Source organism: Yersinia bercovieri ATCC 43970, from assembly GCF_013282745.1.
Lineage (GTDB): Bacteria > Pseudomonadota > Gammaproteobacteria > Enterobacterales > Enterobacteriaceae > Yersinia > Yersinia bercovieri.
Window position 1 is genome coordinate 2848462 of the sequence record NZ_CP054044.1, and the last position, 13088, is coordinate 2861549.

Here is a 13088-nt window from a genome sequence, read left to right on the forward strand (position 1 = left end):
ATTGAAATATCTCTCTTCATTTCGCACGACACTGAAAATCTCCCGCTACCTATTTCGGGTATTGGCCATTATGTTATGGTCACTTGGCGCGTTGCTAACGACGTTTTATATCCTGAATATTCTTAATGAGAAAAAATCTGATATTCGTCAGGAATATAATACTAACTTTGAGTTGGCGCAGAGTTACATCCGGCACTCTTCCGACATTATCCGCGATATCAAATACATGGCGGAGAATAGGTTAAGTCACAGCTCGGCGAGCAGTGATATCGCCGCGGGTGCCTTCATCAAAAACAAGACTGCGCCCAAATATTATCCGCTCAATCCAGATGCTGATTGCGCCGCGCTTAGCACCTCTCGCCACTCGTCACTCAATTCGCTCAGTAATCTTATTCTGTACTGGAAGGAGAATTTCGCTGCCGCTTATGACCTCAACCGCATCTTCTTTATTGGTAGCGACACATTGTGCATGGTGGATTTCGATATCCGCAACACACCAATGGATCAGGAAAATCTGCTTAAGTCACTGAACGAACACATTTTAAAATATCGTGACGCCAATGGTCAGGATAAAGATAGCGCACTGTATTGGGTCGTTCCTGGCGTGCGCCCAGATATTGGTACGCTGTATGTGCTTAGCCCATTGTATGTGGGTAACAAATTAGAGGCATTGGTTGGTACTGAGCAAACGATTCGTCTGGAGGATTTTATCTCCTCTGGGCCGCTACCCATTGGCGTGACCTTGTTGGATCAGGACAATGAACCGGTATTGCGGCTGGCAACCGGGGAGCGTCATGCATCAATGCTGGATAACTACCCTGATTCTCCATCTTATTTCGGTTATGTCGATGATTATAATAATCTTCTGCTGAAAAAAAGTTTGCTACCATCGACCCTCAGTATTGCTTACTCCTTACCCGTTAGAACAATAATTGAAACATTCAAACTCTTTATTTTTAATGCGTTACTGCTGAATATACTCTCTGCGGTAGTGATATTTACCTTAGCCTGGTTGTTTGAAAGAAAAATGTTCCACCCGGCTGAAGATAACGCCTTGAGACTGGAGGAGCATGAGCAGTTTAACCGCAAAATTGTGGCCTCTGCTCCGGTGGGTATCTCCATCCTGCGCATCAGTGATGGAACCAATATCCTCAGTAATGAGTTAGCGCATAACTATATTAATTTGCTGACGAACGAAGACCGCGAACGCATTACACGTATTATCTGTGAACAGCAGGCGAACTTTGTCGATGTGATGACCAGTAATAACAATAATCTGCAAATCAGCTTTGTTCACTCTCGCTACCGTAATGAAGATGTGGCTATTTGCGTGCTGGTGGATGTCAGTTCGCGGGTAAAAATGGAAGAGTCACTGCAAGAGATGGCCGCAGCAGCAGAGCAGGCCAGCCAATCCAAATCGATGTTTTTGGCCACTGTCAGCCATGAGTTGCGTACCCCACTGTATGGGATTATTGGTAATCTCGATTTATTGCAAACTAAAGAGCTGCCGCACGGTGTTGACCGCCTGGTGACGGCGATGAACAACTCATCTGGCTTATTACTCAAAATTATCAGTGACATACTCGACTTTTCTAAAATCGAGTCTGAACAACTGAAAATTGAGCCAAGCGAGTTCTCTACTGTCGAAGTGATCACGCACATCTCTGCTAACTATCTGCCGCTAGTGGTTAAAAAACGACTAGGGCTGTACTGCTTTATTGAGCCGGAGGTTCCGCGAGTGATGATGGGGGATCCTGTTCGCCTGCAACAGGTGATCTCTAACTTATTGAATAACGCTATTAAATTCACCGATACCGGCTGCATCATCCTGCAAGTTCGGGTGCGCGGCGATTATTTGGAATTCCGAGTACGCGATACCGGGGTTGGCATTAATTCACGTGAGATAAACCAGCTCTTTGATCCCTTCTTCCAGGTAGGCACTGGCGTGCAGCGCCATTTCCAGGGCACAGGTTTAGGTTTGGCTATCTGCGAGAAGTTGGTCAACTTGATGGATGGGGATGTTGAGGTGATCTCTGAGTTAGGGATGGGCAGTATTTTTGCTATCCGCATTCCACTCTTTCTAGCCGAAAACAGAGATGAAGCTAATAATTTTGTGCTGCCACAGAGTGATCGCTGGCAAGGGAAAACCCTGTGGTTAGATATTCGTAATGCGCGTCTTGAGCGCTATTTATTTGATCTTCTGGGGCATTTTGGTGCCACCGCGCGGCGCTATAGTCTCGATCAGCCCCTGAATGATCAAGTATTGATTTGTGATTATTTGCCACAAATCAGCGCGCCACTTTCGACCTGGATTCAGCTCTCTATCGAACATATCGGTTTGCCGCAAGAAACGCGTCCAGGTTATTGGTTGTTGAGCACATCTACGCTGCTAGAGATTATCCCGTTATTGGATCGGATCTTGCTGGAACCTCTGTCGGTGGCCGACAATACGCCATTACAGCTAGCTGCGCCGAAAGCCAATCAAGATGATAATGCCGATCTGCAAATTCTGGTGGTGGATGACCATCCGATTAATCGTCGGTTATTGGCCGATCAGCTCACTGCATTGGGCTATCAAGTGATGACGGCGAATGATGGGCTGGATGCACTGGCGGTGCTGAGTGCCAATAGTGTTGATATTGTGCTGACTGACGTCAATATGCCGAATATGGATGGTTATCGTTTAACTCAGCGTTTGCGGCAATTGAATCATCACTTCCCGGTCATTGGTGTCACCGCGAATGCACTGGCTGAAAGCAAGCAGCGCTGTATTGAAGCGGGCATGGATAACTGTTTATCTAAGCCGGTAACACTGGATACATTGCGGCAGATGCTGCGCTATTACAGTGATAAGGTGCGGCGCTCACGCTAAACCCTTCGTCCTTGACGCTACAGCTGTGTTAGCGGGATTCGCTCATTTGCTGCCTTGCTGTAACGCCAATGACTTTGGGTTATAAAGTTAGGAATAAAGAAAAATTTAGTAATAGAGAAAATTAATGAATAATCTGGATGGATAGGAGAGGGGATAAATAGACCCGGTGCTGCTGAGCAATACCGGGCCTGAAAACAGCTATTCTTCTTCTTTATTGACCTGACTGATAGTTACTGAAGAAAGATAGTTTAGTAGGGCGATATCATTATCCACACCCAGTTTCAGCATCGCCGATTTCTTCTGGCTACTGATAGTTTTAATGCTGCGATTAAGCTTTCTGGCGATCTCTGTCACCAGGAAACCTTCAGCAAATAATCGCAAAACTTCACTCTCTTTTGGTGACAAGCGCTTATCACCGTAGCCATTGGCACTGATTTTTTCCAGCAATTTAGCTACACTTTCAGGGGTGAATTTCTTCCCTTTTTGTAATGCTGCCAATGCCTTAGGCAGGTCAGCTGGTGCGCCTTGCTTTAATACGATCCCGTCGATGTCCAAGTCCAAAACAGAACTAAGAATAGCCGGATTATTATTCATTGTTAGAACAATTATGGCTAAGTCTGGGTAATGACGTTTTATATATTTTATCAGTGTGATGCCATCACCATACTTGTCTCCAGGCATGGAGAGGTCAGTAATTAACACGTTGGCATCTAGTTTAGATAAGTTGTTAATAAGCGATGTTGAGTCTTCAAATTCCCCAACAACGTTGACCCATTCAATTTGTTCAAGCGACTTTCGGATGCCAAACAGAACAATTGGATGGTCATCAGCAATAATTACATTAAGGTTGTTCATGGTTATGGGTTACCTTGCTGCAACAGTCTGGTGACGAAAGAATCAATTTGACTGATGCTATTTTCGATCTTCAACCGATCGCCATCTGCGATATGCTGTTCTAATGTTTCACATAGCTGCTTGCCGAGTACCAGGTTCAACATAGCAAATACGCCTTTCAATCGATGTGCAGTCTGCGAAAGCGATATGAAATCACGTTGCTGAAGTTCAGTATACAGTTTCTTCAGATCTATCGGTACTGTCTCAACGAATAAGGAATAATAGTCGCTGGATTTTAGTTGTTGTTCATAGGTGCTTATATCATCTTCAGCAATAGATTCAGACTCTTCCTGAGATTCATCTGATAAGATCCGTTGTTCAATTAATAGTAGCATTGCATCAATAACTGCACTGCCTAAATTATAATTTACCCGGATATAGTTATCTTGTAATTGTTGTAATCCCACCTCATCTGAAGTCAGTAATAAGGTAAAATTATCATAGTGTTGAGGATTGTCAGTTAAGGTGACGTCGTAATCTCGGCCTGGCAGGCGATCATCGGTAATAATGCAGTTTGCACCGAATGAACCCAATAATGTGGTGATGATTGAGCGTACTTCTTCCGAGGTTATATCTAATAACGCCGTCACTCCATCTAATAATTTCTCTTGCTCTTCTTGTTGCTCATTTTCGATAGGTATAGTTAAGCGAATGGTATAACGAGTACCTATATCGATTTTGCTACGAATCTCTAATTGGCCGTTTAATTTCCTACATAATTGGTTACATAAAAAGAAGGTTAACCCCGATCCGTGATTGTATCTGTCGACCAAAGTTTGGCTGAGGAAAGGATAATTAAGATTACTGATCTCTTCATCAGATATACCGACACCAGTATCCGTTATCTGAATAATCAGCTGTTCTGGATGACCTGGTTCGTGGTCAACATTGAGTGTGATTTTGCCGTAATCCGTTGTGATGATGGAGTAGTGCAGCAGTAGCGAAAGTATTTTGCGTAATACATTTTCATCACCCGTGTAATTTTGATCAATATCGGCACGATAGTGATTAAAGAGTGTTAAGCCTTTTTGATTAATGGCGGGCAGAATCTCTAACAGCAGGGCATCAATTAATGCCGACAGTGAGAAGCTGCGCTGTTCAGGTTGCCAATCTTGTGTTTCCAGACGCGTGAGTAGGGTGATGTTCTCAATCAATTCAATAATGGTATCTGATTGCGCAATTAATTTGGCCGTCAGCTCTTGTTGTTGCTGTAAGTCAGTGCTGTTTTGTAACTGATGGGCAATTTGATTGAGGGTATTGACGGGTTGATTCAGCTCAATCCCCAGATTGTGCAGCATCAGTTTACGCGCTTGCAGACTCTTGTCGTATTCACGCCTCGCCTGTTGCAGCTTTTTATTCACCAACACTTCTTTATCCTGATCATGAAGCAGGAATAGATAGGTTTCCGGTGATATTTGGCTACGGAACATGCGAATTTCATAAACTTCATTATTCACGGTGCCCTGAATCACCCCGTGGTGCTGCTCCGCCATATGCGCAATTTTTTGCATATTAAGGTGTGGCATTAGATTATCGGCAATCTGGTTACTGGCGACGACGGTGTTATTGCTGAAGTTATAGACCAGTAACCCTTGGGGTAGGTTGGCTATAATTTCCTGACTCAGTGATTTCTGCATCTCTAATTTTTCGACCACATCCGCACTTGGATGAACGTATTGGCGGCGAACGAAATAGATACCTAACACTGCTGATGCCAAGAGCAAGATATTGGTCAGAATTAGCCAGAAGTTATTCCTCAGTAAATCAATGGCTAACAGATTAATCGGCACACGATAAACGATTTTTTGTGTGGCATTAGCCAAAGGGGCGGAGAACTCAACCCAGTAGCCATTGAGTGTCACACTGGCGGCGGCGACATCTTCAGGTGCCATGCCTTCATTAATGGGCGTCTTATCTTTTTGCAGCAGGAAGTTAGATCGCGCCATATTCGGTGGAATTAAGTCATTGATCGGTAAATCAAAAGCGATAACGGTCGCCAGATGCCCTGGGTGATTAAAGGTGGTTCTTAGGGTGAAGTAGTAGGCGTTCTGGAAACGTAATTTGCGCAGCGGCGAGAAGCTCTCGCGCTCATCTAAGGTATTGGCCTGTTGTAGCATCTCTGCCCGCCGGGATTCAGCCGAGGCCGTCAGGTAGCTCTCTTTAAAGCGCGAGGTGACCTCTTTCAGCGCCTGAGTGGTAATCAGCGTCAGGCTATTATCCTGCCCGTTAAGATAATACATTGAGTAGGTATCATACTGTGCCCCCCAGTGGCTATCGAGGTAGTCGGACATCTGCAATGCCATCGGCAGGGTCGCTGGCTCGTGATTGCCAAAAATGACCGCATCCGTTTTTCTGCGCGGCTTCTCAATATAGTAAATGTCAGGGCGCAGGCGGATCTCTTGCGCTGAGAGAATGACCTTCTCAGCGACATCCGGGTTATTCGCTAAATCATAGAGTTGGTAGGTGTGATAGCGATAATCATCAATGCGTTGCTGCAAACCACTGGCGATATAGGTTAGGGCGTGCTTTTTTTCTGTCAGATAAGCATTGGTATAGTTGTAGCCATACAGCCCGATGGTAATGAGCAGCAATACGATAAACAGCCAGAAGCAGCGGGTGATCTTAGCTGAACTGGTAGATAACGAGTTATTTTGCATAGAGAGACTGCATATTCCTGGGTTAGCGCGTGACGGCTCTGGCGCTGGCGGTGACTGCCAGTAACAGCAATGCCACACAGCCAAAAGCGACCGATAAGTTACTCAGTTGTGCGACAAAACCAATTGCCGCCGGGCCGGCCAGAATACCGGCGTAACCGATGGTGGTAATGGACGCCACCGCCAGATTGGCGGGCATCACACTTTGGTTACCAGCGGCGGTGAACAAAATGGGCACCACATTTGATGCGCCCAGCCCCACGAGCATAAAACCAATAATAGCGGCAATTGAGCTATCAACACATATCGCCGTCATAATCCCAATCGCGGCGCACAGACTGCCGCCGAATAGTACCTTGTATCGACCCAAGGCGTTGACAATCCGATCACCATTTAAGCGGCCCAGTGTCATGGCTATCGCAAATACGGCATAGCCCATCCCCGCCTGTGAGGGATCCATGCCCCGTAGCGTCGTCAGGAAGAGGGCACTCCAATCAAGCATTGAACCTTCGGCGAGAAACATCACAAAACATAAAAAACCGATAAACATGACCCAACCACGCGGCCAAACAAATAGTGGGCCATCATGGGATTCACCACTGCCATGTAACAGGTTTTTATTGGCGGTCAGCAGTAGGATTATCATTAATACCACTGTCACCATAATCGCCATTAGTGGTGTGAGGCCCAGCCACAATAGTGCACTCACGCCACCAGCCCCGGCAATCCCGCCGACACTGAACAGCCCGTGAAAGCCGGACATCATGGCTCGGCCACTGGCTTTTTCAACAATGACAGCCTGAATATTCATCGCGACATCTATTATCCCCATCGCGGCACCGAAGATTAGCAGGGCAAGGGCCATGGTCATCGGGGTATGCATAAGTACCAGCAAGGGGAGATCGAGGCACAATACCGCGCCCGCCAGTAAAATCACTGCCCGGCAGCCCCATCTTGCCGTCAGCACGCCGGTCAGAGGCATGGCCAGCATTGAGCCGACACCAATGCACAGCAGCAGCAAACCCAGCGAAGCATCATTCAGGCCAATACGCTCCTTGGCAAAAGGCACCAGTGGTGCCCAGGCGGCCATGCCCAATCCGGCGATAAAGAAAGCCAGTCGGGTCGAAATTTGCTGTGCAACACCGGGCTGATTTGATTGTTGACCTATGGTTTGTTGGCGTAATTCGGAGCTCATGAGGTATTAGAGTCTGTGATTATTATGAACGATCAAGATAGATAGACGTTTCTATCATAAAGCGAAATGCGGGTCGAAGGGATTTATCTGATTAGCAGAATATTTGGCGGTCTAATGCATAGGATTGCCCCTTTGGTCTCGTTTTTGCTCAAATTTTGTACACCATAGTGATTCAAGTTAATAATATTCGAAAGTTAAACTATCGACACATTCAATGTTACGGAAATGTAGCATCAATCATTAAATTTAATAATGTAACTTATGGTAGGGAGAGCGCGGACCTCTTGATTGATGCTCAGTGGCACACTTTGCACTAAAGTGATTAATGTCGTTATTTATCATTATATTATGCGATATATCTTTCGCCATTTTAGGCATATTTTTATCAGCGTATTATCATTTATTCATCTTAATGATTGTAAGTTAAATGAAAAATTTTATTGTACAGTTTTTGAAATATCTACTGTCAATGCTGTTTGTCCGCGCGATGGCCATCAAAAACGAAGCGCGCCCGAAATCAACCGGCCCGCTGGTGGTCATCCCGCTAATTGTTATCCCCGGTCTATTGATTCAATTCCCGATGGCGAAGTTGGCGAAAGAGGGGATGCGTGAAGGTGCGCTGCGCAATGCCATATTGGTCAAAACCATTGAAGGCATCGAAGATATCAAAGCGCTACAGGCCGAACCCTATTTCCAGCGCCAATGGGAGCAAACGCACGAGGTGAGTGCCGCCGTCGGCATAAAGCAGCGGATGTCACTTATCGTCTGGCTAACACTGGTGGGAATGATAGTGATGTTGGTGTGGGCTTACTTCGCCATCTTAGATGAGGCCACCGTCGGAACAGGGAAGGTCACGCCGTCGAGCCGCGCACAGCTGATAGAGAGTCTTGATGGGGGGATAGTCAATGAGTTACTGCCATGAGGGGCCATTATCAATAAAGGGCAAATTCTTGCGCGCCTCGACCCCACCCGTTTTCAATCTAATTACGCCTATATCCGGCCCGGATTACCGTGACGGTAAAGATAGCGGCTTATGACTCATCTATCTACGGCAATCTGGAGGGCGTGCTGGAGACGGTCTCGCCGGACACGCTGCAAGATGAGGTTAAGCGCGACCAATTTTACTATCGTATCTACGTTCACACTGATAGAGCTGAACTGATGAATAAAGCCGGTAAATCATTTCCGATATTACCTGGCATGGTCGCTAGCGTAGAAATTAAAACGGGCCAAAAAACAGTTTTGGATTACCTGATAAAACCCCTGAATAAAGTGAAGGAGTCACTGCGGGAGCGCTAATATCACCGGCTACCACTCTACCGCTATGGCACCTTACCATTGGCGGTAGAGTGGTAATTATTAACTAATAAATGTAAAGCAATACAAATAAATAGCTGAGCAATAGTTAAGCGATCAGTCAAATTATTAGCATCGCTAGTTAAGCTATTCGTGCTTAAATATAATTTCGAAATTATATTATAATGGTATTGTTTCATTTTGTTAATATGCTTCGCATTATAAATATACTTCCCTATCTATATCTCAGGCAATAAAAAAGCCGGTCAAAAGACCGGCCGTCAACTAACGAATTATCTGGCTGCGAGAGCCACAATGAAAGTAATATAAAAAATAATGATGATAGCAGAGCTATTGTATCTCCAAGGTTAAGTATATTACTTGTCAATTTGTGCTGCGCAAGTATTTTTGTATATTACTGTTTTATATAAGTATAATATTTGTCTTTAGCAGTTGGTGCTATATTTTACGTGTTTCTTGTTTTTGTGAAAGTTCGCTGATATTTACATTTTGAAATGCTTTTTGGGCTATATGAAACATTATCTCCAACTTGGTAGCATTTTCTGTATGGATTAATCCAAATATTGTTACCACAATAGAATAACCCCGTTGGGATTATATGCTCGCAAGAGCAGTGGCATAGTTAGATCTAATAATAGAGGATAATAACGATGAAACTTCGAGTTCTTTCCCTGCTTGTTCCCGCTTTATTAGTTGCAGGTAGTGCAGGCGCGGCTGAAATTTACCACAAAGACGGTAACAAACTGGATCTGTATGGCAAAGTCGATGGTTTGCACTATTTCTCTGATGACAAGAGCAAAGATGGCGACCAGTCCTATATGCGTTTTGGCCTGAAAGGCGAAACACAGATCAGTGACCAACTGACCGGTTACGGTCAGTGGGAATATCAGGCAAACCTGAATAAAGCAGAAGATCAAGACCAAGGCAACTTTACTCGTCTTGGCTTTGCTGGCTTGAAATTTGCTGATTACGGCTCTCTGGATTATGGCCGTAATTACGGTGTGCTGTACGACGTCACCTCATGGACTGACGTACTGCCAGAGTTCGGTGGTGATACCTACGGCGCGGATAACTTCATGTCGCAACGTGCTAACGGTTTGGCGACTTACCGTAACACCAACTTCTTTGGTCTGGTTGATGGCCTAAACTTTGCCCTGCAATATCAGGGTAAAAATGGCAGCCCGACTGAAAGCAACAATGGTCGTGATGTTAAGGGTCAGAATGGCGACGGCTACGGTATGTCACTATCTTATGACCTGGGCTGGGGGGTGAGTGCGGCTGCGGCGATGTCTAGCTCTAAGCGTACTACTGAGCAAAATCAGCTGCTGTTTGGTAATGGTGATCGTGCTGATGCCTACAGTGGTGGCCTGAAATATGACGCCAATAACGTCTATCTGGCGGCGACTTATGCCCAAACATACAACCTGACTCGCTTCGGTAATTTCCAGAATAACAATTCAGGTTTTGCTAACAAAGCGCAAAACATTGAGTTAGTAGCTCAATACCAATTTGATTTCGGTCTGCGCCCATCTGTGGCTTACCTGCAATCCAAAGGTAAAGACTTGGGCAATGGTTACGGCGACCAGGATCTGGTGCAATACGTTGATGTCGGTGCAACTTACTTCTTCAACAAAAACATGTCCACCTACGTTGATTACAAAATCAACCTGCTGGATGAAAATGAATTTACCAAAAATGCCGGTATCAACACTGATGATATCGTAGCAGTTGGTTTGGTTTACCAGTTCTAATTCTGCTAGCAGGATAAGTACTGAGACAAAACGCGGTCATTTGGCCGCGTTTTTTTGTGCACAGAAAACCCCCAGCTAGGCTGGGGGTTCCGTAAAGCTTTCAGCTTTGAGTCAGTTATAAAAACCCCTTTTGATTTGTTAAAACAGTTTGCGGTCTGGCAACTGCAAACGTTCAACAAGAAATCAAAAGGGGGTCCCTATGAGGGACGAAAAGAGCTTAGCGCACACGCGATGGAACTGTAAATATCACATAGTATTTGCGCCGAAGTACCGAAGACAGGTGTTCTACGGGGAAAAGCGCAAAGCGATTGGCAGTATTTTAAGAAAGCTGTGCGAATGGAAGAACGTGAATATTCTGGAAGCGGAATGTTGTGTGGATCACATCCATATGCTTCTGGAAATCCCACCCAAGATGAGTGTGTCGGGCTTTATGGGATACCTAAAGGGAAAGAGTAGCCTGATGCTTTATGAGCAGTTTGGCGATTTGAAGTTCAAATATCGTAACCGGGAGTTTTGGTGTCGAGGGTATTACGTTGATACGGTGGGTAAAAATACAGCCAGGATACAAGAATACATAAAACACCAACTGGAAGAGGATAAAATGGGTGAGCAGTTGTCGATCCCCTATCCGGGTAGCCCGTTTACGGGCCGTAAGTAACGAATTGTGATGCAAATGTCAGATCGCGATGCGCCTGTTAGGGCGCGGCAGGTAAGAGAGCCTTATAGGCGCATATGAAAAACCTCCGGCTATGCCGGAGGATATTTATTGTTTCTGGTGCGGGCAAAGAGCTATCGCGACTGAATTCTTACTCGCCCACTTTTTGAACAAATTGGCTTTTTTTGACCATTTTCGGCATGAAGTTTAACCAAACGAATCAAATTTCAAATTTTTTTAAATGAAACACTAGACATATCATCACGCTATAGATCATAATCCCGCTCATTGGAAGGATGGCCGAGTGGTTTAAGGCAACGGTCTTGAAAACCGTCGACTGTAACAGGTCCTAGAGTTCGAATCTCTATCCTTCCGCCAAATTACGCCGGCATAGCTCAGTTGGTAGAGCAACTGACTTGTAATCAGTAGGTCCCGAGTTCGACTCTTGGTGCCGGCACCAATAAAAAACCCTGTTATCTGAATAAGATAACAGGGTTTTTGCTTTTCACCTTGTCACTGCGGCAGCAGGGTTACCACTGCCGCCCATCAAGTCAGCCATTCTTCGCCAACTGCGCAACCAGCTGATTAACGCCATCACTCATATTGCTAAATTTCGTCAACTGAGTGCGGGTCACCACCACAAATACGCCAATGTTCTTCTCTGGAATCATCGCCATATAGGTAATAAATCCACCGCCACCACCGGTTTTTTGCATGATACCCGGCAGATCTGCATTCGGTGCCATGTAAACCCAGCCCAGACCCAATGCATCGGCCTGACCCGCAACATCCATACCCTTCAGTGAGGTCAGATCACGGCGCTGGAAATAGAGTGCCTGCTCACGTTTGGCTGAGCTTTTGCGCGCACTGTTATCGGAAGATAAGAATTGCTGCATCCAGCGCTGCATATCCTCTGGCGTTGAGTAGACTCCGCCACTGCCCGCGGCCGCGGTAGTATTTTCACAGCGGCTGCTACCAACGCCCACCATCAGCCGGTTACATTGCTCTGCCGTCGGGGTGAGGGTGGTATTTTTCATGCCCAGCGGAGCAGTGATTTTATCTCGTAGCAGGCTGGTATAAGGCTTCCCTGAGGCTCGTGATAATGCATCGGCCAGCAAGTCGTAGGCCAAATTGGAATACGCGGCTCTGACACCCGGCGGCACGGTCACATTGGCCTGTTTTAGCCACTGCCAGCGATTATCTTTGGTCGGCCAGGTGAACACCGGTCTTTTTTGCGGGCCGCCGGGTTGCTCACGTGGCAGACCACTGGTATGGCTCGCCAGATTCAGCAAGGTTATCGGCTGCTTTGCATTATAAGAGGGGACTATGGCGCCCTTAGGCGCGTATTTCCGCAACGGATCGGTCAGTTTCACCGTGCCATCATCGGCCAGTTTGACCATCACTTCGCTGGTCATCAGCTTAGTAATTGATGCAATGCGAATTAATGAGTCTGGACGTGGGCGTAGGTTGTTACCGGGCTTAGTTTCACCAAAACTGCGGTTGACCACTTGATTATTATCGATAACCACCAGTGCCATCCCCATGGCACCACTGTTATAGAAAATGTGTTCGGCATGTTGATCAACAACTTGTGAGGCCAACAGCTCAGTTTTAGCCTGGCTATACAAGGGGATGGTGAATAGGGCTGCGGCCAGCAGTGAGGAGGAGAAATATTTCAGCACTCTTTTATCCATGTTCAGAAAGCAAAATAAGTGGTCGTGGAGTTATAGTAATCGGATATCTAAATAAA

Annotated in this window: 7 protein-coding genes, 2 tRNA genes and 1 pseudogene; 6 read left to right on the top strand and 4 right to left on the bottom strand. The window is 45.8% G+C overall.

The window, feature by feature from the left end; genetic code table 11:
* Position 1: 1 nt before the first annotated feature.
* Positions 2-2872 (top strand): two-component system sensor histidine kinase RcsC, encoded by a 2871-nt coding sequence (gene rcsC / locus HRK25_RS12840; RefSeq protein WP_032898658.1) that lies wholly within the window; start codon positions 2-4, stop codon positions 2870-2872.
* A 198-nt stretch (positions 2873-3070) separates the two neighbouring features.
* Here the strand turns inward: rcsC and rcsB are convergent, their stop codons facing one another.
* From rcsB to HRK25_RS12855, 3 genes are read right to left on the bottom strand one after another with little or no spacing between them, the layout of a single operon-like run.
* On the bottom strand, positions 3071-3727 hold the full coding sequence (gene rcsB / locus HRK25_RS12845) for a response regulator transcription factor RcsB (RefSeq protein WP_004875319.1): 657 nt from the start codon (positions 3725-3727) through the stop codon (positions 3071-3073).
* Between the two features lie 2 nt (positions 3728-3729).
* On the bottom strand, positions 3730-6423 hold the full coding sequence (rcsD, locus tag HRK25_RS12850; RefSeq protein WP_005277980.1) for a phosphotransferase RcsD: 2694 nt from the start codon (positions 6421-6423) through the stop codon (positions 3730-3732).
* A 22-nt stretch (positions 6424-6445) separates the two neighbouring features.
* The gene (locus HRK25_RS12855) at positions 6446-7615 is read right to left on the bottom strand and encodes an MFS transporter (protein ID WP_005277976.1); all 1170 of its coding nucleotides are present in this window, start codon (positions 7613-7615) and stop codon (positions 6446-6448) included.
* Positions 7616-8366: 751 nt separating this feature from the next.
* Between HRK25_RS12855 and HRK25_RS20215 the strand changes: the two are divergent.
* The 5 genes and pseudogenes from HRK25_RS20215 to HRK25_RS12890 all read left to right on the top strand — a co-directional run bounded on the left by HRK25_RS20215 (position 8367) and on the right by HRK25_RS12890 (position 11798).
* Positions 8367-8914 (top strand): annotated as a pseudogene (locus HRK25_RS20215) (beta-barrel domain-containing protein).
* A gap of 668 nt (positions 8915-9582) precedes the next feature.
* The gene (locus HRK25_RS12875) at positions 9583-10683 is read left to right on the top strand and encodes a porin OmpC (RefSeq protein ID WP_005277966.1); all 1101 of its coding nucleotides are present in this window, start codon (positions 9583-9585) and stop codon (positions 10681-10683) included.
* Positions 10684-10882: 199 nt separating this feature from the next.
* The gene (gene tnpA, locus HRK25_RS12880) at positions 10883-11341 is read left to right on the top strand and encodes an IS200/IS605-like element IS1541B family transposase (RefSeq protein ID WP_032899290.1); all 459 of its coding nucleotides are present in this window, start codon (positions 10883-10885) and stop codon (positions 11339-11341) included.
* 287 nt (positions 11342-11628) lie between these two features.
* A tRNA-Ser gene (locus HRK25_RS12885) sits at positions 11629-11716 on the top strand.
* Positions 11717-11722: 6 nt separating this feature from the next.
* Positions 11723-11798: transfer RNA gene (locus HRK25_RS12890), tRNA-Thr, on the top strand.
* 91 nt (positions 11799-11889) lie between these two features.
* Here HRK25_RS12890 and ampH read toward each other — a convergent pair.
* A complete protein-coding gene (ampH, locus tag HRK25_RS12895) occupies positions 11890-13032 on the bottom strand; it encodes a D-alanyl-D-alanine-carboxypeptidase/endopeptidase AmpH (RefSeq protein ID WP_005279525.1) in 1143 nt (380 codons plus the stop codon).
* Positions 13033-13088 lie beyond the last annotated feature (56 nt).